The 24,781-nt window shown below is 65.9% G+C and carries 24 protein-coding genes and 1 tRNA gene; 6 read left to right on the forward strand and 19 right to left on the reverse strand.

Annotated features, from left to right (window positions below):
- Positions 1–77: 77 nt before the first annotated feature.
- From AAFU51_10275 to thrA, 3 genes are all read right to left on the reverse strand, one after another.
- Positions 78–716, reverse strand: coding sequence for an adenylate kinase (locus AAFU51_10275; GenBank protein ID MEO1571644.1), 639 nt, complete (start codon positions 714–716; stop codon positions 78–80).
- Positions 717–792: 76 nt separating this feature from the next.
- Entirely contained in the window at positions 793–2,205 is a 1,413-nt protein-coding gene (locus AAFU51_10280; protein ID MEO1571645.1) for a HAMP domain-containing sensor histidine kinase, read from the reverse strand.
- Between the two features lie 91 nt (positions 2,206–2,296).
- A complete protein-coding gene (thrA, locus tag AAFU51_10285; protein ID MEO1571646.1) occupies positions 2,297–4,801 on the reverse strand; it encodes a bifunctional aspartate kinase/homoserine dehydrogenase I in 2,505 nt (834 codons plus the stop codon).
- 148 nt (positions 4,802–4,949) lie between these two features.
- Here thrA and AAFU51_10290 point away from each other — a divergent pair.
- Positions 4,950–5,022: transfer RNA gene (locus AAFU51_10290), tRNA-Ala, on the forward strand.
- Between the two features lie 187 nt (positions 5,023–5,209).
- Here the strand turns inward: AAFU51_10290 and AAFU51_10295 are convergent.
- The 4 genes from AAFU51_10295 to AAFU51_10310 form a co-directional block, all read right to left on the reverse strand.
- A complete protein-coding gene (locus AAFU51_10295; protein MEO1571647.1) occupies positions 5,210–5,695 on the reverse strand; it encodes a hypothetical protein in 486 nt (161 codons plus the stop codon).
- Positions 5,692–6,306 carry a hypothetical protein gene (locus AAFU51_10300; protein ID MEO1571648.1) on the reverse strand — a complete coding sequence of 205 codons (615 nt, stop codon included), beginning with the start codon at positions 6,304–6,306 and terminating at the stop codon, positions 5,692–5,694. Before AAFU51_10300 ends, AAFU51_10295 begins: the two co-directional genes overlap by 4 nt.
- 54 nt (positions 6,307–6,360) lie before the next feature.
- Complete coding sequence (locus AAFU51_10305) at positions 6,361–6,711, reverse strand: hypothetical protein (protein ID MEO1571649.1); 351 nt, start codon at positions 6,709–6,711, stop codon at positions 6,361–6,363.
- A gap of 78 nt (positions 6,712–6,789) precedes the next feature.
- Complete coding sequence (locus AAFU51_10310; protein ID MEO1571650.1) at positions 6,790–7,035, reverse strand: hypothetical protein; 246 nt, start codon at positions 7,033–7,035, stop codon at positions 6,790–6,792.
- 163 nt (positions 7,036–7,198) lie between these two features.
- Here AAFU51_10310 and AAFU51_10315 point away from each other — a divergent pair, with 163 nt between their 5' ends.
- Positions 7,199–7,405: a hypothetical protein gene (locus AAFU51_10315; GenBank protein MEO1571651.1), complete on the forward strand. Its 207-nt coding sequence runs from the start codon at positions 7,199–7,201 to the stop codon at positions 7,403–7,405.
- A gap of 79 nt (positions 7,406–7,484) precedes the next feature.
- The gene (locus AAFU51_10320) at positions 7,485–7,961 is read left to right on the forward strand and encodes a hypothetical protein (GenBank protein MEO1571652.1); all 477 of its coding nucleotides are present in this window, start codon (positions 7,485–7,487) and stop codon (positions 7,959–7,961) included.
- A gap of 7 nt (positions 7,962–7,968) precedes the next feature.
- Here AAFU51_10320 and AAFU51_10325 read toward each other — a convergent pair whose 3' ends face one another.
- Together AAFU51_10325 and AAFU51_10330 are read right to left on the reverse strand one after the other, a co-directional pair.
- Positions 7,969–8,304 (reverse strand): hypothetical protein, encoded by a 336-nt coding sequence (locus AAFU51_10325; protein MEO1571653.1) that lies wholly within the window; start codon positions 8,302–8,304, stop codon positions 7,969–7,971.
- A 48-nt stretch (positions 8,305–8,352) separates the two neighbouring features.
- Entirely contained in the window at positions 8,353–8,772 is a 420-nt protein-coding gene (locus AAFU51_10330; protein ID MEO1571654.1) for a hypothetical protein, read from the reverse strand.
- A gap of 136 nt (positions 8,773–8,908) precedes the next feature.
- On the opposite strand from AAFU51_10330, the gene AAFU51_10335 reads away from it, so the two are divergent.
- Positions 8,909–11,653, forward strand: coding sequence for an endonuclease (locus tag AAFU51_10335; protein ID MEO1571655.1), 2,745 nt, complete (start codon positions 8,909–8,911; stop codon positions 11,651–11,653).
- Positions 11,654–12,264: 611 nt separating this feature from the next.
- On the opposite strand, the gene AAFU51_10340 is transcribed toward AAFU51_10335, so the two are convergent.
- The 10 genes from AAFU51_10340 to AAFU51_10385 form a co-directional block, all read right to left on the reverse strand.
- A complete protein-coding gene (locus tag AAFU51_10340; GenBank protein MEO1571656.1) occupies positions 12,265–12,582 on the reverse strand; it encodes a hypothetical protein in 318 nt (105 codons plus the stop codon).
- Between the two features lie 29 nt (positions 12,583–12,611).
- A complete protein-coding gene (locus AAFU51_10345; GenBank protein ID MEO1571657.1) occupies positions 12,612–16,859 on the reverse strand; it encodes a hypothetical protein in 4,248 nt (1,415 codons plus the stop codon).
- Positions 16,860–16,907: 48 nt separating this feature from the next.
- The gene (locus AAFU51_10350) at positions 16,908–17,933 is read right to left on the reverse strand and encodes a hypothetical protein (GenBank protein ID MEO1571658.1); all 1,026 of its coding nucleotides are present in this window, start codon (positions 17,931–17,933) and stop codon (positions 16,908–16,910) included.
- 74 nt (positions 17,934–18,007) lie between these two features.
- Positions 18,008–18,331, reverse strand: coding sequence for a hypothetical protein (locus AAFU51_10355; GenBank protein ID MEO1571659.1), 324 nt, complete (start codon positions 18,329–18,331; stop codon positions 18,008–18,010).
- Positions 18,321–18,539 (reverse strand): hypothetical protein, encoded by a 219-nt coding sequence (locus tag AAFU51_10360; protein MEO1571660.1) that lies wholly within the window; start codon positions 18,537–18,539, stop codon positions 18,321–18,323. The genes AAFU51_10355 and AAFU51_10360 overlap by 11 nt, the downstream gene beginning before the upstream one ends.
- 15 nt (positions 18,540–18,554) lie before the next feature.
- The gene (locus AAFU51_10365; protein ID MEO1571661.1) at positions 18,555–18,854 is read right to left on the reverse strand and encodes a hypothetical protein; all 300 of its coding nucleotides are present in this window, start codon (positions 18,852–18,854) and stop codon (positions 18,555–18,557) included.
- 2 nt (positions 18,855–18,856) lie between these two features.
- Positions 18,857–21,256, reverse strand: a complete 2,400-nt coding sequence (locus AAFU51_10370) for an AAA family ATPase (GenBank protein ID MEO1571662.1) — start codon at positions 21,254–21,256, stop codon at positions 18,857–18,859.
- A gap of 29 nt (positions 21,257–21,285) precedes the next feature.
- A complete protein-coding gene (locus tag AAFU51_10375) occupies positions 21,286–21,543 on the reverse strand; it encodes a hypothetical protein (protein ID MEO1571663.1) in 258 nt (85 codons plus the stop codon).
- Positions 21,543–21,887, reverse strand: coding sequence for a helix-turn-helix domain-containing protein (locus AAFU51_10380; GenBank protein ID MEO1571664.1), 345 nt, complete (start codon positions 21,885–21,887; stop codon positions 21,543–21,545). Before AAFU51_10380 ends, AAFU51_10375 begins: the two co-directional genes overlap by 1 nt.
- A gap of 295 nt (positions 21,888–22,182) precedes the next feature.
- Positions 22,183–22,839: a hypothetical protein gene (locus AAFU51_10385; protein ID MEO1571665.1), complete on the reverse strand. Its 657-nt coding sequence runs from the start codon at positions 22,837–22,839 to the stop codon at positions 22,183–22,185.
- A 247-nt stretch (positions 22,840–23,086) separates the two neighbouring features.
- Between AAFU51_10385 and AAFU51_10390 the strand changes: the two genes are divergently transcribed.
- Positions 23,087–23,362 carry a hypothetical protein gene (locus AAFU51_10390; GenBank protein ID MEO1571666.1) on the forward strand — a complete coding sequence of 92 codons (276 nt, stop codon included), beginning with the start codon at positions 23,087–23,089 and terminating at the stop codon, positions 23,360–23,362.
- A gap of 2 nt (positions 23,363–23,364) precedes the next feature.
- Positions 23,365–24,591, forward strand: a complete 1,227-nt coding sequence (locus AAFU51_10395) for a site-specific integrase (protein ID MEO1571667.1) — start codon at positions 23,365–23,367, stop codon at positions 24,589–24,591.
- The last annotated feature ends 190 nt before the right edge of the window (positions 24,592–24,781 follow it).

Consider the following 24,781-nt stretch of genomic DNA (forward strand, 5'->3'; position numbering starts at 1 on the left):
TACGCAGCCTTCGCTGCCAACACGTCTACGCAGCCTTCGCTGCCAACACGTCTACGCAGCCTTCGCTGCCAACACGTCTACGCAGCCTTCGCTGCCAACACGTCGAGGATGCGCTGGTGGACGTCGTCCATCGTACCCGTGCCGTCGACCTGCACCACGAGGCTGCGCTGAGCAAAGACCTCTTCGACGGGCGCGGTGTCAGCGTGATAGACGGTGAGGCGGTTCTGGATGGCCTCGGGCTGGTCGTCCGCGCGGTGCAGGAGGCGCTGGGCGGGCAAGTCGGCGGGCGGCGGCTTGAAGTCGAGGTGGTAGATCGCGCCCGTCTCTTTGTCCATGCGGCGCTTGCTCAGCCGGTCTACGATCATCGAGTCCGGCACCTGCAGGCTCACGACGGCGTCGAGCGGCGCCTCGTGTTCATCGAGGAGGTCGAGGAGGAACTCGGCTTGCGGCACCGTGCGCGGGTAGCCGTCGAAGATCACGTCGCCGTAGTTGATGCGGGCGAGGTACTCGTCCACGATGCCGTTCGTCACCCGGTCTGGCACGAGGTCGCCAGCGTCGATGAAGCGCTTGGCTTCCATCCCCACGGGCGTCTGGTTCTTAATAGCCGCACGGAAGGCATCGCCGGTCGAGAGATGGGTGAGGGCTTGGCCCTCGGCGAGCAGTTTGGCCTGGGTGCCCTTGCCCGCGCCTGGCGGGCCGAAGAGGACGAGACGCATCGGGGGTGTCGGTTGCGTTGGAAGGAGGACGAGCGACGGGTCAGGACGGGGAAGATAGGCGGCGGGCAGGCACGGCTCAAGGCGCCGCGTGCGGGGGGTTCCCTGACGTAGCTGTCGGCGTTTGGCGATCCGGAAGCGCCCCAGCGGCCCCATCGCCCTCCAGCACCATGACGGCCGCATGGAGGCGGATCCGGAAACACGTCCCCACCCCCGGCTTGGTGTCGAGCAGCGTGAGCGTGCCGCCGTGGTAGTCCTCGACGATGCGCTTGGCGAGGCTCAGACCCAGCCCCCATCCCCGCTTCTTGGTCGAGAAGCCAGGGCGGAAGACGTGGCGGGCGGTGGCGCGGTCCATACCCTTGCCTGTGTCGCGCACGTCGAGCACGACCGCGTCACCCACGCGGCTTCCCGTGACGGAGATCGTCCCATCGCCCGGCATCGCATCGAGGGCGTTCTTGAGCAGGTTCTCGATCACCCACTCGAAGAGGTCCGGATTGAGTTCGGCGACGAGGTCGTCGGGGACGGCGGTCTCGACGGTCACGCTCCGGCCCTGCTGCGGGACGCGGCGGCGCACGTAGGCCGCCACGTTTTCCACCACCGGCGCGACCACCTGCGGACGTACCTCCGGAACGGAGCCAATTTTCTGGAACCGATCGGCCACCCGTTTGAGTCGCTCCACATCCTTATCGAGTTCGTCGGCGGCCATCAGGGTCGCCTCGTCCTCGTCGTTCTGGAGCCGCAAGAGTTCGATCCAGCCCATCATGCTGGAGAGCGGTGTGCCGAGTTGGTGAGCCGCCTCTTTCGCCATGCCCACCCAGAGGCTCGACTGTTCGTTGCGCCGCACGTAGCTGAAGCCGAGGTAGCCCACGAGAATGAACAGCCCCACGACGACGAGTTGCACGTAGGGGAAGCTGCGCAGCACGCGCACCAGGTCCGACTCGCCGTAGTGAACGAGTTGCTCGACGCCCCCGCCGAGGCTCATGCGGATCGGCTCGTGGACGGCGTCGAACGCGGCGGCGCGGCGCAGGAGTTCGGCCTGCACGGCGGCATCCCCGCGCGCGGAGTCCACGCGCACGTTGTTGGCGACGTAGACGACCGTCGTGGCCGTGTCGGTGATGATGGCCGGGACGGAGAAGCGCTGGGGCTCTATGACCTCGTTGAACACGAAGTTGAGTTCTTCGCTCGTCGGCTGGCTGCGCGCCCAGGCGACGGCCGCCGCGAGCGAGTCGCGCTGCGCTGCGTCGTCGAGGCCCAGGCGCCCCTCGCGCACCATCTCAGCCAGGTCGCGCAATTCGACGGCATACGGGTTGCCCGAGGTGCTCGCCGTGCCCTGATACTCGATGGCCGACGCCCAAAGCTGGATCGCGCCGCGCTCGCGCTCCATGATGCGCTCGGCGAGGTTGTTGGTGTAGACCAGCGACCCCACCGCAATCGCCACCGCTGCCAGGATCAGCCCGAGCTTGATCTTGACAGAGGTGCGGTAGGCCTTCATGGTAATGGGCGATTTCCGATTTCTAGTGTACGATTTCTGAGCCGAATGCGAGAGCTATCGTACATCGAACCTCTCAAATCCTAAATCCCCGCTAGCTCATCAGTTCCGCCGCGCGGATCACATCAGCGAGGACGACGGCGGCCGTCACCGCAGGCCCGGCACCGGGCCCTTGGACAACGAGCGGGCGATCGAGGTAGCGGTCGGTCGTGTAGACGATGAGATTGTCGGTGCCGCGCAGCGTGTAGAGCGCCGAGTCCGGCCCGACGGCCTGAACCCCCACGCATAGCGAGCAGCCGTTGCCGTCTTCGATGATCTGCCCGACGAACTGCAGCCGCTTGCCCTCCGCGCGCGTCGCTTCGAGGCGTTCAGCCCAGGCCGCATCGTCCGCAGCGATGCCGTCGAGGTAGGCCTCGACGGAGACGGAGCCACCGCGGAGCCGCTCAGGCACGAGCGATTCCACCTGCACATCCGCCATCTCGGCGTCGAGACCCATTTCTCGGGCGAGGATGAGCAGCTTGCGCGCCACGTCCTCCCCACCGAGGTCGTCGCGGGGGTCAGGCTCGGTCAGCCCGCGCGCCTTTGCCTCACGAACCGCCTCGGAGAAGGCCATGCCGTCGGCGAGCGCGTTGAACAGGAACGCCATCGTGCCCGAGAACACCCCTTCGATGCGGCGCACCCGGTCGCCGGAGCGGAGTTGGTCGCGCAGCGTCGAGATGACCGGCAGCCCTGCACCCACCGTTGTCTCGTAGAGGTACGGCGCCCGGTGGAGCCGCGCCGCGCGGCGGATGTCGGCGTAGAAATCCGCGTCGAGGGTATTGCCACGCTTGTTGGGCGTCACCACGGCAATTCCCGCTTCGAGGAGGTGCGGGTAGCGCCGCGCCACATTGGCCGAGGCCGTCGCGTCCACCAGAATCTTGCGTTCGAGCCGCGCGTCCAGAAACGCATCGACGAGGGAGTCTACGCCGCTCCCGTTGCCAGCTTCGAGCGCCGTTTGCCACTCGGCCGCGTCGAACCCTGCCGCGTCGAAAGCCGACCGTTTCGACGACGAGAGCCCCACCAGCTTGAGGTTGAGATCGACGTGTTCGAGTAGCGGGACGGTCTGCGCGGCAAGCTGATCGAGGAGTTCGGCCCCAACGACGCCCACGCCCACGACGGCGAGATGGGCGCGCAGGCGGTTCATCGGAAACGCCTCGTGGAGCGCCCGCACCGCTGCCGGCGTGTCGGCATCGGCGACGGCCACCGAGATGTTGAGTTCGCTCGATCCCTGGGCGATGGCGGTGATGTTGATGCCCGCCTTGCCGAGCGTGGCCATCATGCGCCCCGCCACGCCGACCTGGCGCCGCATCGCCTCGCCGACGACCGCGACGAGCGCGTGCGGCTGCTCCAGCGCCGACACCAGCACGTCGCCCTGAGCCACTTCGGCAGCGAACGCGCGGCGCAGCGCTGCGAGCCCCTTTTCTCGGTCCGCGCCGAAGACGACCACGCACAAGCTCTGCTCGCTCGACGCCTGCGAGAGCATCAGCACGGGCACCGACGCCCCCGTGAGCGCCGCTAGCGCCTCGCTCGACGCGCGCGGGTGCTGGTAGAGCGCCGCCCCTTCGAGGACCAGCACCGCCACGTCGCGGATCGACGTGACGGCTTTCACCGTGTCTCGTCCCGTGGGCGGCTGCGACGGCCCGATGACGGTGCTTGGCGCGGCCGGATCCATCGTGTTGCGCGTGATGAGGCGGATCGCCTTGCGCGCGACCGGCTGCATGGTACGCGGATGGAGCACCTTCGCGCCGAAGTAGGCCAGCTCGGCCGCTTCTTTGTAGCTGAGGTAGTTCAGCGTCTGCGCTTCGGAAACAAGACCCGGGTCGGCCGTCAGCACGCCGTCGACGTCGGTCCAGATCGTCACCTCGTCTGCGTCGAGGGCATCGGCGAGGATCGTGGCGGTGTAGTCGCTCCCGGAGCGCCCGAGGGTCGTCGTGACGCCGTTGGAGTCTGTTGCGATGAAGCCGGTCACGACCGCCACCGCGTAAGTAGGCATACCTGCGAACGCCGCCCGGGTAAGGTCGCGCGTGATCTCGAAGTCGACGGCAGCGTGGCCGAAGCGGCTGTCTGTGCGGATGAGTGCGCGCGCGTCGAGGGCCTGCGCGGCGACGCCCGACTCGCGGAGCGCCGCGGCGGTGAGGGGCGCGTTGGCGCGCTCGCCGAAGCTGAGAATGGCGTCGCGGGTGCGCGGGGTGCACTCGCGCAGGAGCCACACGCCGTCGAGGAGGTCGCCCGCCTCGCCCCAGAGCGCGTTCTGTTCGGCGCGCAGCTCAGCCCGCTCCTCCAGTGGTGCCAGCGCGGCCACCGCGTCGAGGTAGCGCCGCCGGATCGCTTCGAGGCGCGCGCGGTGCTCGCCAGTGCGGTCGAGCGCCGCCGCAATCGCCTCCAGGAGTGTGTCCGTGACGCCGCGCTGCCCAGCCGATGCACGCCCCATCGCCGAGACCACGACCAAGCGCCGTGCCGTAGCCGGCATCGTGTCCCGGACGAGGGCGACCGCGTGGCGGATGCGTTCGGGCGTGGCGACGGACGTGCCGCCAAACTTGGCGACGAGCAGGCGGGACATCGGGCAGCGGGCTGGGCCGGGAATAAGGAAGCCAGAAGCTAGGGATGCCTCGCCTCTGAATTAGCCTACCAAGGGGTCGCCACGCGATCTTCGCAGACGGAAGGCTTGCCCAGTGCAACGCAGCCGCCCTATGTTTGTCGTCCTGTCCGGGGCATTAGCTCAGTTGGTAGAGCGCTACAATGGCATTGTAGAGGTCAGCGGTTCGAATCCGCTATGCTCCACACCCTCAGAATCGCCCCTCAGACGCCAACAAGGCCGATCTGAGGGGCGATTCGCTTTCGGAGATGTGAGGCTTCAACCAATACCAGGCCGCACATGGGCCACCAAGGGGTAGCGCGATGCAGGACTTAGCGCGGTACCGACGGGGCCTTCAGCGAGCACGCGAAATCCTCCAGGACACTTCGGACACTACCGCTCGCCAGTTGCTGTCTTTTCGGCTTTCTTGGTCAGAGCGAGGACTGCACTGCGTCGAGCCTCGACGTAGGCTTTTGCTTCATCGTAGCTCACGACACCCTGGGCGGCCATGATCCAGATGCCGAGGATACTCCCGGACGTACCTCGCGGGAGTGTGCTGTACTTGCCGCTGTTGAGGCTATTGGGCTTGATGCCGAGGAGCACAGCGGCGTGCTTCGGCAGGTACGAATGATGAGGCCTTAGGGGCTTTTCAACAACGTCGAGTAGCGCTTTTGCTGCGGCCAGATGGTTTGCGTCCGTTCGAAGGCGCTCGAGCTCATCAGGCAATGATGAAAGGGCTGCGAGCACAGCGGGGAGGCGCTGGAGGGCTACGCCGATCGCTGCGGGGTCGGGCTGTTGGGCGTCGTCACTCATCGTCAGGTGGAGTATGTCCCGCGAGGCTAGCCCGTCAGGGCCAGACCTCGCTGGGTGGTGGTTCATGCTGCCTTGCGGGCGTGCTCCTCTCCCAGTTCCTGCGCCATCTTGTTGAGCGCGAAGACGTTGGGCCAGGCGACGGGAACTTCGTCAGCGGCTGCCAGCGCTTCGAGCACCACAAGGGGCTGAACGTGCTGAAACCACGTGTCTTCGGCGCGGACCAGCGAGCGCTTGGCTGCTTCTCGCTGCACCTCCTCCGCTCCCTCCTGTGCATAGGGCCACTCGATGGGCACGTATTCAAGTTCGCGTTCGAGTGCCCCCCCCGCTTGCTGAACGACGGCATCGTACTCGGCCGCTACGAAAACAGTACCGCGAGGGATTTTGAGGGCCTCGCCGGTGATAGCGTGGACCTGCGGAGATATCCGAAAGCAAGCCTGCCGAGCTCGAACGCGAAGCGTGTCCGTCACTGCCAGTTGGGCAGTGGCACGGGCGAGGGCCTGAAGTGCGAACGAGCCTGCGTCGCTTGGAGTCGGAATCGTATAGCCCCAGTACTGGGCGGCATGGCGAGCCGCAGCGGCGTAGAGGAGACGCGCCGCTGCATCGAGGAGCGCGCGCGTCTCTGGGCTGCGTTCGGTTTCTTCGCGCAGATCGGCGTCCTGATGGGCGTTTGTATTCATCGGTCGGAGGGGATGCGACCAGCGAGACGTCTCGCTGGTCTGAGGGGAATCGGCTTAGGCAGTAGTCGGCGCTGTGTCCTGTTTCTTCGGCAACGTCACGGCGATGTGCGCGGCGACGGCTTCGAGCTTGGCGGTGCCGTTGGCTTCCTCCAGCTTCTTGGTCGCCTTCAACTCGTCGGCGAGTTGGTCCACATAGCCCGAGTAGGACCAGCGGCGGCGGGTGCGGACTTCGAGCACGCAGCCGAGATGTTCGGCGCGGTCCCCGTCCTCATCCATGAGGCTGTTCAGGATGACGGGCTCGAGCTCCTTCATCTCCGCCGTGAGCCGCTTGATCTCGGCTTTGAGGTGGAGGTAGCGATCGAGGTCGGCGGGGTCGTCGAGGGTACGGAGCGGACAGATGGGCATGGTCAGAGCACCTATGGTGCGGGGTTGAGTTCGGAAGGTGAGGCAGGGACCGAAGCCCCTGCCCCGCTGCGTGTGCTCCTAGGCGTGGCAGGACGCGAGCGCCATGTCGTCGGCGTTGCGCATCATCTCGTCATAGCGGGCGCACTGGAGTTCGAACTCGATGGCCGTCTCAACCTCTTCGAGCACGTCGGCTTCGACGGTGCCGGGAAAGGGACGCCCCGTGCCGTCGGTGAGGTACCCTATACGATAGTCGTCGGGGGCGATGTCGGCGGTGACGCGAATCTGACCGTAGCGCGTCGAAGGGATGGTGAGGCTGATCGTCATGATGGTGAACCAGAAGGGGTTGAAATGGTGGGCGTTGCACCGCCCTTGAACTGATACCAATGTAAGGTTTTACATTGCAAATGTCAAGCTAAACCTTGCGACTATGCCAACCTTTTTCTTACATTCACCTTGCCCACTTTCGCGCATCTCACCCCAGCAGATCATGACCGCCCGTGACTTCTCCGACCTCTTCAAAGGGGTCGTCATCCTCCGCCGCGTCGTCGAGGCTGCGGGCATCTCCGAATCGGCGTGGTACGCTGCCGTCAACCGCGAGCGCGAACTCACTCTTGACGAGCATACCCGCCTGCGCGAGGCCTTGAAGGAGCACGCCCGCGAGATCGCCACGATGGCGAAGGACGTGAAGCCGTGACACGAAAAACCCCGACGCGGTGCAACGCGCCGGGGCCGGTTCACCATCTACCCCGAGGGGCGGACAGCAGTGGTAGACTATGCTCGTCCTGACCAGCGAGTTTCAGCCACGCCCACCCATGAACCGGATCGTGCTCCCTCTCCTTGCCCTCCTCGTCTTCGCGCCGACAGTGTTCGGGCAAGAGTGGATCGGCGTCTCCGCCATGCCAGACAACCTGAGGCAGCGGCTCGGGATCGACGAGATGTCGATGCAAGATCAGTACGCCATCGACGCCTTCTTCTACGAGCACTACGCTCGCCAGGTCGAGGGTACGCGGTTCGCGGTCGAGCACGACACCGTCATGGAGGTCTGCGGTGCCGACGACTTCGAGGTGATCTACGAGATCGAGGGGCCACTCATCGAACTCTCGGACGGGAGCGAGTGGCTCGCAGAAGACGAGCCGTACTGGAGCTACGGCGACCGGATCTATGTACAGTTCTCGATGATCGGCGATTACGGATTCTACTACCTCGTCAACCTCGACGCGCGAGACTCGGCACCCGTCGAGCCGCGCTGACGCCTACTCACTGGCATCCTCGCACAAACGGCCACGACTGCACTGCATGCCACGGAAATCCGTGTAGCGTGTGGTAGATGCCGACCGATGCAAGCGACCCATGCTCCTGCTCGACGAACCATTGACCAGCCCAACACAGCGAAAAGCCTGGCACGAGCGACACCGTGCTCTTCAGCGGCACGACCTCGGCCCCATCCTCGTACGTCCCGAGGTCAGCACGTACCCGCTCACGCACCGGTACGACGCTGCGGCTCCTGCGGCAATAGACGCCACTGTAGCGAACCTCAAGGACAGCGAGGGCCTCGGCGAGCGTGATGCCTTCGATAGGGAGCGGGCGTGACATGGCGGAAGGAGCGCTCCCAGGGTGACACCCACCCTGTCATGCCTCGGCCTACGCCGCGCCCACAGGACGACCGGGCACGAGAGCGATCGGTGCCTCACCTGGCACGCCTAGCCGCCGCGCTGCCTCCGTGTAGAGAGTCCACGTCTGGACGTCGTCGGCTCCGTCGAGCTTGTAGAGCGCCCGTAGCGTCTCACGAGCAAGCTCAGCAGCATCATCGTACCACTCCGGCATGACACAGTAGCCCTCCACGTCCACGAGGGCTTCCTTGATGGTCGTAGCGGGGGCGAACACCCGTCGGCCGGTGCGGAGGCGCACCGCCGCCCGTAGCGCCTCGCTCACGGCGTCGCCGTCGGTGTAGGGTGACACGGTCCCGTCTCGTGCTTCGCAGTCGCCCTGCGCACGCTGGTGCCTCCCAGCGCGGAGCCAGAGGTTGGGGACGGAGAGCGGTCGGTCGAGGTCGAAGGTCATGGCCCAAGGTAGGGATACACAGCATCCATACTACCCATTTCGCTTTGTGCTTAGTATCCTCCGGCCTATACCGAACGGCACTACTAGCACCGCCCTAGACGGCACGCGCTCGTTTCCCAACGTCACCCCGCTGCTGATGCATCGCTTCCTGCTTGCTCTCGCCTTTCTTGCCCTGGGGCTCCCTCGTATCGCTGCCGCGCAGACGTGCGAAGGGACCTATGAGCTCACCAGTCAAGAGGCCGTGGACAGCTTTGCCTGCACGCATGTGGAAGGCACACTCACCATCCGCGCAGACAACGGCCCCATTACGAGCCTAGCGGGCCTGAGCGAACTCGAATCCGTCACCCGCTCTTTCACGATTCTCCTGACGAACGACCTAGTCACGCTTGACGGGCTTGGGAGTCTTACCTCTGTTGGGGACAGCTTCTCTCTGAACGACAACGCCCTGCTGAGAAATGTAGATGGGCTCCACAGCCTCCAGGAAGTCGGCGGTCTCGGCATCTACTACAACGACTCCCTCGAAAACCTCGACGGGTTCGCCTCCCTGGCGCTGCTGGACGGAGACGCATTTATCCAGTTCAACCCCGCTCTCACGAGCGTTGATGGACTGGCCTCGGTCTCGTTCCGGCGTCCAGGCTTTGGCATCTTCATCTCGGATAGTCCGCTCCTGTCGGAGTGCGCGTGTGGCCTCTATCGTCTCATCGCAGCAGGTGCGAGCATCAATCTTGGCTCGAATGGCTCCGGCTGTAGCGACCCCGTTGACGTGATGGCCCCTGCCCAGGGCCAGTGCGAGCGGAATGCCCGGCCTGCACCTGGCGACCTCGCCATCGTGGGGTTCAACGCCGATGACCCGGATGCGTTTGCATTCGCTGCGCTCTCGCCTCTCGCCGAAGGCACCGAACTCCGCTTCACCGACAACGGCTGGCAGGCCAGGGGTGGCTTTCGTGCAAGCGAGGGCACGTTCATCTATACGGTCCCCTCAGGTGGACTCGACCCCGGCACTGTCGTTTCCGTCGAAGGCCCTTCAGGCGTTTCGTTTTCAGCCTCCGGTGACCAAGTCCTCGCCTACGTTGGCTCGGAGGACACTCCGTCTTTCCTCTACGCGCTCAACGTCGAAGGGGATGTTTGGCAAGCAAACGCCACCTCGTCCAATACCTCGGCCCTTCCTCCAGGACTGCTCAACGGTAGGACGGCTCTCGCCGTGGACGAGCGCGACAACGTCACCTACGATGGACCAATCATGGGTAGCCGCAGCGAGCTACTAGCGGCCATCTCTGACCCTGAGAACTGGTCGGGCAGCGATAGTGACCGCCAGTCCTTTCCCGCTGCATTCACTGTGCTCGATCAAGGGGGCAACGTGCCCCCCTTCTTTGCGCATGCTCTCTCCGACCGGCGGGTCGCGGCCGAGAGCGGTTTTATCTTCGACTACGACGCGCTAGACACCGACGGTGATGCCCTCACGTACCGCCTCATCGAGGCCCCAGAGCGAGCGAGCATTGATGCCGCTGGCCGCTTCACCTGGACGCCGACCATCACGCAAGCGGATCAAGCGTTCACCGTCACGGTCGAAGCGAGCGACGGACAGACTCAGGTCCAGACAACAGCAGAGCTCACGGTCTTCAATGACATCCCAAACCGTCCGCCGTTCTTCGCGCTGGCACCCCAGGCGGGTATTCTGACTGGCAGCCCTGTGACGTTCGAGGCTGATGACCCCGACAGCAACCCGGTCACCTTCGAGCTTACCAGCGGACCCGAGGGCGCGACCCTCAGCACCTCGGGTGAGCTTCAGTGGACAAGTCCCCCCGATGCGTTTGGTGTCTACGAGTTCGTCATCGTTGCCAGTGACGGCACGCTCACAGCGTCTCACACCTTCTTTGGTGGGGTGATGGGTTCTGCTTCGATCAGCGGCACTCTTGAAGAAGCCCGTGAGCAACTTCGAGAGACGTACTCAGCACGGACGCTAGGCTCCATCGATGCACGAGACACCCTCTACGCTGTAGTGGAGGCCGACGCGGACGGCTTCGTGCGAGGCATCTACACTGACTTCGCGGTAGAGCTGCCCCCTGATGTTGACCCGTCGTTGCACCTCTTCAACAACGGCATGAACGCGGAGCACGTCTGGCCCCGGTCTCTTGGTATGGGAGAGGAGCCCCAGGTGAGCGACATGTATGGACTCTACCCGGCGCGGGCGAGTGTCAACTCAGCGCGTGGCAACAACCCCTACAGCGACATCGATGACGATCTAGCCACAGCCTGGTATTACCTAGACCAATCCCAGTCGGAGCCGCCTACTGTAGACCGAGACCTCTGGAGTGAGGCCGCCTCGGGTGCGTTTGAGCCGAGGGAGTCGGTCAAGGGAGACATCGCCCGCGCGCTCATGTATATCCACTCGGTTTATGAGCCTGCAATCGGCACTGCTGCGGACGACTTCTTCTTTGACAGACTCGTCCAATTTGCACTCTGGAGCCTGCAAGACCCGGTTTCCCCAGAGGAGGTGCTACGGACAGCGCGGATTGCGAAGTACCAGGGCAACATCAACCCGTACCTCTTCGACGAAGACCTCTGGGTTCAGGCATACCAGATCTCGATCCCCAATACCGAGGCTGATGCAGCGCGGGGGTTTGCGCTCTCGACTGCTCACCCCAATCCCGCAAGTAGTACCACACAGTTTCTCCTAGAGGTCGAGTCCACGCAAGAGGTCCGGGTAGACGTCTTCGACATGCTCGGACGGCACGTGGCGACCCTGCACGACGGTCTGCTTGCCGCAGGCACAGCGCGCCGCCTGAGCGTCAGCGTTGGCGAACTCTCCAGCGGCCTCTACGTGTGCCGTGCGTTGGGTGCCTCCATGATAGAGACACAGCGCTTCATGGTCGCTCATTGATCTCAACCAATTGCCTGCACGCCGCTCCGAGCAATTTCACCTACAGGTAGGCACCGCAGACTCAATCAGGTCACTCTGCCATCTCTACCCGGTCACGAGGGCTACCCCATGACGAAGGGGTTTCGTTGGAAACCCCATGACACTCGGTTTCTTCGGGAAACCCCATGGAGCGCCGATAGCGCTGGGATCCCCATGAAGCCTGGAGCAGTGAGCGAGCGTCAGTGACTCTCCGAGGAAGCCTCTTGGGTAGGACGCTTGCGGAAGTACCAGTCTAGTCCTCGCTTGGGTCTTTCGTCGCGGATCGCCCCTAGCCTCTTCAAGCCTGCGAACGTAGGCCGAGGATCGCGCTCCCACTCTCGACGCAGTTCCTCCAGTTCTGCTGCGTGCTCTTCCTGCGTCTGTCCTCTCCGTCGGTAGATCGCGAGGGGCCCACCGGGCTGAGACAGCTTGCATCGAGACCGCACAAGCTGCGCGTCCTCGTCGGTGCGGACTACGAAGGTCCCTTTCCCTGAAAGCGCAGCATTGAGGTCCGCCTCTTGGGTGTCCATTTGCTTCTCCAGTCGGTCGAGTCGGGTCTTGAGTCTCATCGGTTCATCGTGGATGTCGAGCAACTAGGCCGCTGCCCGTGGTTGTTGGAATGAGGCACTGGCCTTTCCTTCGGCGAGGGCCTTCTCGACGGCGTCAAGCCGCGCTTCGAGCTCGGCTGCCTCTACCACCTTCACGTAGGTCCCAGAAGCCTGCACGAGGGCGTGCGTAGCCTTGAGTACCTGGGCTGCGTCCTCGCTCTCGGTCAGCTTCTCGACGCGCTCAATGGCGCTCCACAAGACAGTACGTAGGTCGTCGAGCGTGCCTGAGTCTTCGGCACGCTGGCGACGCTTCGCAGCCTTGCCTCGGCGGGCACGTGCAGCATCAGGGTTGGGGTTAGCCATGTGTCTGGTCTTTCAGTGAGGGGGGGGGGCTATTCGGAACCGTCGTTGGACTCGTTGCTGCTCGAAGCCCTGGCACCGTCCGGCTCGATGCCGAAGGTGCGGAGTGCCTCGCGGGCCTTGTCCTCGCTGATCGCGCCTGTGGCCCTGCGCCATGCGACGTACGCCTCGACCTCTTCGCGCTGCATCTCAGTGAGCAACTCCTCCAGCGCAGCACGGCGGCGCGTGAGCGTCCGCACTTCGGCGTTCGCGTTCCTTGCAGCGGCACGCTTCTGGCGTCCACTGCCGAGGCGGGACACGTCGAGGGGGCGCACCTGCCCGGCTCGCACGGCGGCGGCGGTCTCCTCGCTCGTGGCGGCGCGGAGGATGCGCTCGGCGCGGTCCTCGCTTGTGCCGAGGTTGAGAGCGGCCTGGTAGTCATCGCCTGCTGTCTCGAAGGCGCGGCGGCGTGCCTCTAGCGCCACGGTGAGGGCTTCGGTCATCTCCTCATCGGTCGGCTCCTCAGCCTGCGTCAGGAGTGTCGAGAGCCGCCCCGACGAGGCCGAGAGCGCACGTTGCAGTGCAAGACCTCGGTAGCTGAAGCCCCGGCGCACGTCGAGCGTCTGCACCCTGGATCCTGTCAGGTAGGCCCGTGCCTCGTCGGCGAGCGCGTACTTGCGTCCGAGGCGCGTCTCCTGGTCCTCAGTCGCCGTCTGGAGCCGCCGCGCCTGCTGGAGGAGGCCCGGCTCGATGCCCTCGTAGAGGTGCGTGAGGACAGCCTCCGTCCATGCCTCGGGGCGGTCAGCGTCGTAGACCTCGCGCCCGTACTCGTCGCGGTTGCGCAGCACGTCGAGCATGCGGCCTGCGAGGATGTCCTCGCTCGTGAAGGGAGCCAACAGCGGCTTCGTAGCGTCGAGCGAGAGCCTAAGGAGGTCCGTGTCGGTGAGCGGCTCACCTGGGGCGCGTTCCATGCCACGCACGACGGCGATCACGGGCTCGCGCAGGATCGCGTGCGGGTCGGTATAGCCGAGGTTGGTGTAGCGTAGGTCCTCAGAGCTGCCCGGCTGGCCCGTGCCGTCCTTCCAGAAGACGAGGGTGCCGTTGCGGTCCCACGAGGGTAGGAGGCGGCGGGCGTCGCGCTCGTCGTCCTCGGTCAGCCCTGAGAAGGCGAGCGCGCCCGTGGCCGCAGCCCCGGTGATGGTGGCCTGGGTGAGGACACCGGCGGCGCGAGAGAGACCGATCGGGCGGCGGCGAGGGTCCGCGAGGTCGTCGCGCACGAGGCGCAGCGTGTGGTACGTCGTGCGGAAGACCTCGGCGGGGAACGAGACGAACGGCCCGAAGAAAGGCAGGCGTCGGAGCTTCTGCACGGCCTGGGGCACCTTCGAGTAGGTCGGGTACGTGTCGCGCACGACGCGCGCCGCGATACGGTCGAGGGCCTGGGCGCTCGCTTGGGGCAGCGCTCGGGCGTAGCGGGCGCGCTCCATCTCGAAGGCGTAGACCTTCCATGCGGCGTCTCCGGCCTGGTAGAGGCGCGTGGCCAACTCCACGGAGGTACGACCGGCCTGCTTCGCCTTCGCGCCGATGCTGGTGCTCTGGTTCGGCAACGTGGCAGCCCCCGTTGCGATCAGCCCCGCGTCGGCGAAGATACCTGCGAGGTCACCGGCGCGCACGGACTCGTCAAGCACGCCCAGTCGGGCGAGGCGCTCGGCGTAGGCCCGGCGCTTCTCGCCTGACCCTCTCCCCTTCTGCAGTTCGCTCCACGTCGTTTTCGCAGCCTCGACAGCGGCACGCGGCGTATCCCGCCCGAGATGCCCCTGCATGACAGCGAAGCCCACGTTGCCGAGCACGTTGCGCACCTGCGTGAGAGGCGAGAGCACGGTCTTGCCGAACTTCACGCCGGCCGTCGCCTGGAGGATGAGTGCGGGGATGCGGGAGGCGCGGGGCGACTCGACCTCACCGAGGGCGCGGGCAATCTCCGGCGTCGTGTAGAGGCCCCTCAGCGGAGCGCCTACGGTGGTCCCCAGCTTGTCCACGGGCGTCGTGTAGAGCGTGCCGTCGGGCCCTTGGGTGGGCTGATCGTAGAGGAAGCGGCCGTTTCCGTCTGCTGCCCCTGCCTGGCGCACCTGGTCGAAGAAGTCGCGTTCGGCGGCGAGGCTGCCCAGCTCGGCCATCGCGGCGGCGTAGGACGCGCGGGCGTCGTTCGACTCGCCGAGGTAGGCGCGCAGCACCGAGGGGAGCGGAGCCGAGGCGGCTTGCTGGATACGCTTGGGCGCGATCCGCTGGGCGGTGAGGTGGCGTAGCGGACTCGACGCCTCGCCTTCGAGCATGGCACCGAGGAGGCCGTCGACCTCGGCGGGGGTGCGGTCGGGGTACTTCGAGGCGAGGAGCGCACGGGCGCGGTGCTTCACGTCGTCCGGCACCGTGGCCGCCCAGTCGGGATCAGAACCCGCACGGAAGCGCGGGCGGATGAACGCGCCTCCATTGGCGTCGAGTGCCGCCTCTGCGGTCCCATCGAGCACGCCCGCACGGATGAGGCGGCGGCTGAGAGCTTCGGCCTGGCGGCGCATGGCGACGACGACCGGCTGCACCGAGGGCGGGAGCGTGTCGATTCCCCGCCCCGTCCTGACAGCCTCATCGAGTGCGGTGCGGGTCTCAGCGTCGAGGTCGTCCGGCTTGGTGCCGTAGCCCTCGCGTACGGCGCGGTCGAAGTCGGCAAGGGTGGCAGCGGTGCGTTTCACGAGGGCCGACTCCTCACCCTCGGCGGCGGTGCTCGCCTCGTAGGCGGGCTGGGGGAGGTCGCCCCGGCTGCGCAGAGACGCGCGAGTGCGGTCCACGGCGTGGCGCGTGAGGCGGACCACGCCGTCCGGCACGACGGCACCGGCGGCGCGAGGTGGGTTGTCGACGAGTCCCTCGGCCTCGCTCACTGCGCCCTCCGGCACGACCGGAGCCTCGTCCGACCTCGTGGGCGTCTCAGTGGCTACGCTCGCCTCAGCGACGTCTGGAGCGCCAAGCGCGCGGGCGTTCGCGGCGATGATCTCGACGGGAGCCTGGGCGAGTTCGCCGAGTCCTTCGGCAAGGACCTCGCCGGGGCGTAGCTCGCCGTCTACGACCTGCTGACGCGCGGCCTCGCCTGCCATGCCGAGCGTGCCCCCCGCTGTGGCCTGGGTGGCGGCGTTGCCGAGGCGACGTGCGACGGTGCGACCGGGCACGAGGGTCTTCCCCGCTACGCCCATCGAGGCGGCATCGGCGGCTCCGATGATCGTGGCTCCCTCGCGTGCGCGTGCGTGCGCGCGTGACACGCGCGCGGGATCGGCGGCGATGGCCTGGGCGAGCGCTTCGGGGTCGGTCGGGTCGATGCCCTCCGCTTCGAGCGCGGCCAGGAAGTTCGCGCTGTAGTCGGTGGCTCCACTCGCGGTGCCTCCCGCAATGGCAGCGCCAGCAGGACCACCGGCAAGACCCCCGGCTCCGGCAGCCGCAAGCGACGGCACGGCACTCGGCGCACTGCCGAGCACGACCTCGGCCGCAACACCGGCGGGGTTGACCCGCAGGGCGTCGACAGCCCCACCGAACGTCTCCGCCTCCAGCATGGCGCGCGTGGCGGGGCTGGTGGGTGCGGTCTCCTCCGTTGCCTGGAGGCGGGCGTCTACGTCGGCCACGTCTTCCGTGCCGGTGCCGAGTTGCTCGCGGAGGTCAGCGATGAGGGTGCGGCGCTCCTCGGCAGGCATACCGCGGTAGACCACGACGTCCATCGGGTGCATGCCGAGGTTGGCCGGGATCGGTCCCCCTGCCTCGACGGCTTCGAGCGCGGCAAGGCGGCGCACGGTGCTGCCGAGTTGCCCCTCTTCGCGGAGCTTGCGCAGGTTGAGCACGCCCCGTTGCACGCGAGCCGATAGCCGCTCCAGTGCGGTCGTCTCGGCGTTGTACGTCGCCTCGTCCACTCGGAGGCGCTGGCCGGGGTCGGTCGGCTCCGGGGCGCTCACGGCCTCCTGGGGGCCACGGACAGCGCGGTAGGCAGGCACGTCGGCGAGGACGGAGCCGCGTGGCATCGGCGCAGGGAGGTCCTGCTCCTCGACACCCACCTCGTCGTAGAGCGCTGGGCGATGGGCACGGACGAGCGGTGCGGCCGCTCGCGGCGTTGGTGAGTCTCCGCTCGGTGGGTCACCTTGCGGTGGGTCACTGCTCGGTGGGTCACCACCTTGTGGGTCCGGGAGTGTGGCGAGGAGCGCACCGAGGCGTTCGGCTAGGGGGCGCTTTCGTGGGCGTGCCGCTGTCGAGCGCGGCGGCTGAGGAGGGGTCAGCATAGCCGTTATACAGTTGTATACCAGAAAAAAGAACGAGGGAGGCCGAGCCTATTCGAGCGCATCCGGGTCAAGGCCGAGAGCGCGGAGGACGCGCTCGACCTGCTCCTCGGTGGTGGTGCCGTCGATCAACCCCTGCTGCATCTTCACGAGCCGCTCGCGCAGATCGAGCGTGATGGGAACGGAGGTACCGCCAGGGCGCACGAAACCGCCGTTGGTAGACCCGATGGGCGGCTCAGGCACTGGGGGCGGTTCGGCTGCTGGAGACGGATCAGCGGCGGAGAGTGGTAGCAGGTCGGGCGAGAGGCCCGCGTTCTCGACGTACTGACGGGCCTGCTCCTCGGTGAATCGCCCGTCGGCAAGCCTCTGGCTGGCAAAGTCGAGGACGGCCTCGGGGTCCTTGACGCGACTGCGCTGCGTGGCGAGGGCTCCGGCGGCATCGCCTTGGCGTCGCTCGGTGCGAGCTTCGAGGGGCCGGAGGGTGCGCTCGGTCTCGGCCTGCTCGCTCGTGAGGACGGTGCGTGCCTCCACAAGGCCGGTGTCGGCGTCGGTCTTCCTGACTCGCGCCTGCACGTCGGGGCGCTTTCCGTAGAGGTCTTCGCGGAGCGTGAGGAGGTCCTCGTCGGCCTGGGCGCGCTGCTCGATGAGGAGCTGGTCGCCTTGCAGGCCGTAGTGCTTCAGGAGCAACTGGCGCTCGTGCTCGAAGCTCCCTGACAACTGCTCGCGCATGGCCTCCATCTCAGCCTCGGCCATGCTCATACGCTGGCCCTCGAATGCCTGCGCGCCACGGGCCACGCCCACACCGAGGTTGCCCACGCCGACGTTGCCCGAGAGCCCGCCGATCAGTCCGACAGCCGCCCCGCCCAACTGAAGAGCGAGCGCCGCACGCGACGGCCTCAGTCCTGCTCGGTCAATCCGGGCGCGGAGGTCTTCGCGCTCGTCGCGCGTTCGCTCGATGGCGTCGGCGTAGGGCGACCCACCCGGCGCACGGGCGATCCCTGCGAACAGCCCGCCGTCGAACACCGATCGGTTGGGGGTATCCTTGGCCGCTGGCACCTTGGGAGGGCGCGGTTTCATGCCGCTGTAGCGTGGCGGAGGGTCTGTCGTTGGAACGCCTGCCGTTGGGTAAGGAAACATGGCTCTCGTTGGACTCAGTTGAAGGAAATCGGGTGCTGCAGTGATGTTGGCAGCGAGGGCGGCGGGGCCTCACCAGCGAGAACAGCGCGAACGCGATTCTCGACGACGTGGAGAATCACGTCGTCACTCGCATGGTCGAAGTCGTCGGTGGGGCTGTTGGTCTCCAGACACACCCCCAAGATGTAGTTCCGCGCGTCCTGGACGAGTTCAGCATCGGTGGGCTTCTTGCCGTCAGAGACAACCTGATAGAGCTCGTAGATCGTGGGAAAGCGGACAGCGTAGGGCAGTCTGCGCCACGCCTCGCTGAACGGCTCTGGCATACGTGAATCAGAGGACATGGTCTTCGGTAGGCTTGGGGAAACGGCAGGCGGGAAGTGCGAGCACGGTGGCCACAGAGCGGCCTGCGATGCAGCGCACGGCGTCGAGCGCGTGTTGGGAGGGTTCGCCGTGGGTCTGGACGTCGAAGTCTGGAAAGGCCATGCGGAAGGTCTCCAGCGTCCACTTCTTGCCCGACTTCCCGCGCGGGGTGTAGGTCAGGACCGGCACGCCACGAGCGAGCAGTCAGTCGATGAGAAGGCCCGTGGCTGCATCGACCTGCCCGACACCTCGGGCGATGCGGTCGCGTCCAGCCTTGCCGCGGTGGCGTGCGAACACGGGTAACTTTCTCGTGTCCTCGACAACGGCCGCACCGAACGTGTGGGCGTGGCTGTCGAGCCAGTCGAGGCCGTCATGGAGCGGGGCGTCGAAGACCTTGATGAGGACGCCGCGCTGCATCGTGGCGAAGCCTGCGCGGTCGGCACCGGGATCGACGCCGAGAAGCGCAGATCGAGTATCTGCGAGGTCGGGCTGAAGCGTACGCATGGTCAGAAGGGGGCTTCGGTAGATGGATCGAGGAGGCGCACCTCGGATGGGTCGTAGCGGCCGACGCCGTAAGGCGGCTGACGCTCCTCGTGGTCGAGCCGCACGCGCACCCCTTTGATGGTCGAGAGCACCCTGCCGGGGCCGTCCGGCGTCTCGACGCGCGCGTTCACGGGGGGCTTCTCGACGCCAGCGGCAGACGAGGACGCGAGTGGATTCGGATCCGCTGTACCACTGTCCCACCCTGTCCCCTTCTCTCCCGCTGGGACGCCTAGACAATCGTAGGAACTCGACTTAGCTGTACCAGGAAGAGCAGGAGGCTTGAGAGCACCATCCCCATGCATAGGGGCAAGGGGGGAGCCTGGTACACCTATACTATCGCTCGTATTGCTTTTAGGTGTACCAACACCTGGAAGCGGGACAGGGTGGGACACCTGATCTGGGACAGCCAAGCGTCCTTCCTCCACGGCACTCTTTACCACGCGCTGTATTGTGGTCTTCGAAACGGAGAGCTTGAATGCAATATCCCGGTACGATAGCCCCTGCTCGCGCAAGGCCAGGATTCTGCTGTCCCGATGCATCTTCTCCGTAGAGCTCGGTGCTGCGAGGTGATCGGCCTCTTCGGCTGTACCGATCGGCCACAGTCCGAGAAAGCTCCCACGCTTCTCCAGCGTCAAGACGAGCACGTGTTCGGCCCCAAACACCTCTTCGGTGCTGCGCTGCTTGATCTGCTTGAGGTAGCGCTGTGCCGGATCTTTCGCGCTTCGCCCCAGGCCCACCATCGCGTCCACGAAGTTGGCGACGTGTGCTGAGCCTGCGAGGTCGTTGCGTGTGAGCGCGCGGGTGCCGTCGCGTTTCGGCGTGTGTCCGAGGATGAGAAGCGATAGGCTGTGCTCCCGCTTCATCCGGTAGAGCGCCCGCATTAGCGGGAGTGCGTCCTTCGCTTCCTGCGACTGCCTCGCGATGAAGGTGAGGTTGTCCACGACGACCACGCGCACGTCGTACGTCTCGACGGCCTCCTCGATGGCCTGCCGCACGGCGGCGTCGAAGTGGTCCTCGTCGGCGAGCGCGTCCGGGTCGATCTCGGCGCGCAGAAAGTTGGGGTGAAAGTGGTGCGGCTCGGTAAAGTCCTGCGAGTAGCGGCGCTCGAACTGCTTGCGCGACATTTCGAAATCGAGGTAGAGCACGCGCGTCGGCCCGGCCTCGCAGGGCAGACCCATCGCGCCAAAGCCCGACGCGATGCCGTCGGCGATCTGGACGGCACCGACGGACTTCCCGGCGTTGGTGCTGGAGAAGAGCACGGTGGTCTCCCCCTCGAACCAGAGCGGCCCCCAGAGCATCCGAGGGATGGGTTCGAGCGCAGCGGCCTCCATCCACGTCGAGGCAGGACGCACGTCGAGCACGGGGCGCTTCGTCAGCGCCGCGGCAGCGCCTTCCTGCGTCTTCTGTCGGCGCTCTCGCGGAGTCTCATCGCCCCGCAGTCGTGCGTAGCGCTCGCGCAGCCAGTCCCGGTAGTGGAGCCCTTGAGCCTTCAGGAGGTTCACGAATGCGCCCGCCTGGCCCTGTCTCAGATCACGATTCCCTGGTGGGTAGTCTCCTCGCTCTCGTGATGGGCTCCACGACTCCATGAGACGGCGGACATCTTCGGCGCCGTGGCCGTTGTCCCCGCAAAACGCGATCAGGTTCGCGTACACGGACAGCCAGTAGTCGTAGTCCCCGGATGCAGCTGGTCTGCGGAGACAAGACAGCAGCGTAGCGATCTCGCCGAGCGTGAGCGGCACATCGTCGCCCATCGTCGGCACAGACTGCGCGGCGCGTGAGGCGGGAACCTCATTCGCCCCGGGTGCCAGCTCGACGGTGACAGGGAGCGCGTCAGGATTCGCTCGGAGGTCAGGGTCGTGTGAGACAAAGCAGAGTCGCGCTATGTCCTTGCACGCCTGGTCGAGGGAGGCTTCGGGGAAGAGCGCGAACACAACAGCGCACGCGGCCTTATGCTCGGCATCGTTGGCGGGTAGTCGACACTCGCCGGTGACAGGATCCACAACCTCGACGCGGACGAGCGCCTTCACCCCCGTGCCAGAGACGGAAATCCAAGCCGCGTACACGTCCAGATGCCTGGCGAGCTTGTCTCTCAGCGCTGCGGGGTCCTCTACGTCATCGAAGTCAAGACATACGAAGCCGGAGGGTGTGAGGAGTGCGCCGTTCGCGCGGCGGCGGAATGTGCCGCTAAAGGCAGTAGCGGGAAGCGTGGCGATCTTCAGACGCTTGCGCTCCTCCTTCGTCCCGGCGGCACGCACGGCAGCCACGGGGTCAGCCCAGCGGCCGGCACGGATACCGTCGAGCACGGTCCCGACGGTGCCCTCGCCTACGTCGTGGGGGCGGTTGGCGCGGCGAAAGAGGCTCACGGCGGGCGAGCTCGTTACAGCGGCATCTTTCATAGCGCACCTCGACTTGTACCAGCCTCTACCCCTGAGCGAAAGGCCCACGCCGTCCGGCGTCCCCCCCGCGCCATGCGAAAACCCGTGCGGCTCCCTACCTGCACGTCGGCGGGCGCTTTGGCCTGCCGCTGAGCACGGGGACAGAGGGCAGGCGGTCCGAACGTGAGCGCCAACACCTCGGCGTTGGTGAGATCGGGATTCTCAGCCAGCGCGGCGAGCGCGTGGTCGATGCCCCGGCGGAGTTCGTCACGCATCATGCTGCCCTCTTCGTCTTGCGCCTCGCACCTTGCTTCGACGACTTCGCCATGTCGCGCAGGTAGGCATCCACCGCGGCCGTCGTGAACCGGCGCTGCCCCTCGATCCAGAGCGGGCGCAGCTTGCCGCTCGACACGATGCGCTCGACGGTACGCTCGCCTACTTGGAGGCGGTCCGCGACCTGCTTCACTGTGAGGAGTTGATCGACGGGCTTGTCGAGTTGGAGGCTTAGCGCGTCGAGCTTTGCCGAGACAACAGCGAGTTGGTCAGCTAGGCCAGCGAGGTCAGGACGTTCAGGCGCGGCGCTGTGGGGGCCTATGTGATCGCGTGGAGGGTCAGGCATGGCAGCGAGACGGGTAAACGCGAGAAAGGCACCCAACGCGCTACCGTAGGGTACCTTTCTCTGGTCTGCGACCGCGCCGAGCAGAACGGTCATCAGGATACTTGGGGGTCGGCTCGCCGCCCTGTCACGGTCGGCGGTCGGTAGCGCGTGGGACTATGTACATGTAGATGCAGTTGAAGGCCGAATTACCAGAATCAGTACTGCACAGTCGTTCAGCGTCGGTCAGCGTCGGTGAATCCGGGAGAAGTTGAAAGCTCCTATCAACTCTGAATCAACTATCTGGGAGGATGGCTCGTCAGTGTGGATTGTAGCTATCAACTTCGCCTCGCTTTTTTTCAGCGAGGATGTCATTCGCCCTCTCCTCAATCGCTCGCACGATGCGTGGCACGTATTTATCCTCTCGGCCTGTGTAGACCTCGGGCCACTTCTTCGCCCACGCGATGATTGTGGCGGGAGTTACGCCTGCGTTTGTCGCGACGGCAGCGAAGAGCCCCTTAGGGTTGTCATACTCCCTTGTCTTCATCAGAGCGGAAGTCACAGCCCGCGCGTTCCGCTCGTCCGTTCTGGTATAATCGGTTGGACCCGTATTGCTCACATCGGGAGAGTCAGCGCCAACGGAAGCCCAACTATCGACAGCACGCTCGCTCGAATTGGGCAGGCCGACGGCCTGTTGCGCGAGGCTGAGTTCGGAAGCGCGAAGGTGTAGATGAGCGGTCCTGACTGCCGACTCAAACTCCTCCGCCGCCTTCTCCAGTCTTCCACGCAGCACGCGCGCCTCGCCTTGCATCCAGGAGGCTTCTGCGTGCTCTAGTTGGAGGAGAACCGTTGAGTGCTCGTCGAAATTCTTGCCTATGTGAAGAGCGGCAGAGCGATTCGCCGAAGCCTTCGCTGTCCACAGCGTCGAGAGTTCTTTAAGAGCACGTCGAACACTCATCAACTTGTCAATACGCATGCGGTCAAAACGGGCACCGGCACCGCGATAGACCTCGCTCTCAGCAGGGATCTCGCTGTATCCGGCATCCGCCCACCGAGACCAATTGTGAGGGGTCCGGCTCGCCTCTCGTGCTGCGATGGTGTCGAGATAGACGACACATCCAAGTCTGTCTTCTTCCCCACTCATAGGTTGCTCGGCAAGGTTAAATGGTAGCGCACCGTGAAGCTACTGACCTATAGGTGACACCCCACAGTCAGTACCATCCATGAAACCCTCTTTCCTCTCTCGCTCCATGCCCGACCTCGCCGCGCCGACGGCTCAGACACCGCTAGCCTCGGACCTCCTCCCCTACGATGAAGCAGCCCGCCTGAAAGGCTGCATCCCCCAGACGCTCCGCAACGCCGCCCAACGCGGCGACGTGCGCGAGTACCGTATCGGACGCTCCTGTTTCGTGGTGCGAGACGACGCCTTCCGCGCCTTCGAGGTGCAGCAGACCGGGGGACGCCTCCACCGCGCGTACCAGGACGGACTGGAGGGCTGAGGATGGGTGTCTCGCTACGCAGGAAGCTCCGTGCCGACGGCTCGCTCAAAGGGTACGCCGCCGTGTTCTACGACGCCGACCGCAGGCCGAAGCGCAAGGAACGCGCGCTTGGCACGCGCGACAAGCAGGCCGCGCGCTCGAAGCTCACGAAGCTGGAACGGGCGTGGGCCGCTGGCGACTTCGATCCGTGGGCAGAGCGTCCGAAGGAGGAGGGCGTGACGGTAGCGTCGGCCGTCGGGCGCTTTCTCGAAAACCGGGCACATCACTGTTCTCCCTCCACGCTGGCAACCTACGGGAGCATCCTCAACCCCTTCGCTCGCCAGCTTGCCCCAGCGTTCCCACTCTACGGCGTTGAGCCGCGCCACGTCGAGGCGTACCTCGCACTCCCCACGCCGAAGGGCACGCCCCGCAGCCCGGCCACCACGAAGAACCACGCCGACCGCCTGCGCATCTTCTTCGCGTGGTGCGTCGAGGAGCGGCTCGTCGAGCGCTCGCCGATGCCGGAGCGACGCCGAGCACGCAGCCAGCAAGACCGCCGCGAAGAGGAGATCCCATTCCTGAGCGTGGACGACTTCGCGCGCCTCGTCACCTGCATTGAGGCCGACGCGGCCATGCAGCAGATGGAGGGCGGCAACCGCTGGCTGCTCGACGCGGTGCGCGTGGCAGTCGGCTCGGGTCTGCGCCTGGGAGAACTCGCCGCGCTTCGCTGGGGAGCCGTGGACTTCGACGCAGGCGTACTCCACGTGCGCAACACCGACGACTTCACGACCAAGAGCGGCCGTAAGCGCCCCGTGCCCATCGTTGGCGAGGCCGCGCCGGTGCTCGAACGTCTCCACGCTGAGGCTTGCGCTAGCAGCCGGTCGGGCAAGCCCGGTGCTCGCACCCCCGTCCTCCGCGGTGCCACGGGGAAGGCGCTCGCCGGTGACTACGCCTCACGGCGCTTCCGGCACTACCGGCGTTTGTCGGGCCTTCCCGAAGCCCTCCGCTTCCACAGCCTCCGCCACACCTTCGCGAGCTGGTGGGTGCAGCGCGGCGGCGACCTCTACCGGCTCAAGGAGATCATGGGCCACGCCGACCTCAAGACGACGATGAAGTACGCACACCTCCGCCCAGAGTCGCTCGTCGACGAAGCGCGGCGCATCTTCCCACCGATCGCTGTCTCGGCTGGCGTGCAGGAGCCTCAGGGCGGGCCGCACATGGGCCACCAAAGCAGGCAAGAAGTGGCATGATCTGGCATGGATCGGCAGAGCCTGAGCGGCGAATAGAGCGCATACGGGCCGTTTCGAGGGGTGTAGCACCCCGCTCCCGACCCAATGGCATTGTAGAGGTCAGCGGTTCGAATCCGCTATGCTCCACCCCGGAAACGGCCCGTACATCGCGTTCGGGCCGTTTTTTTGGGTACTGTAGATCGTCGCCGAC

This window comes from Bacteroidota bacterium (genome assembly GCA_039821555.1).
GTDB lineage: Bacteria > Bacteroidota > Rhodothermia > Rhodothermales > Rubricoccaceae > JBCBEX01.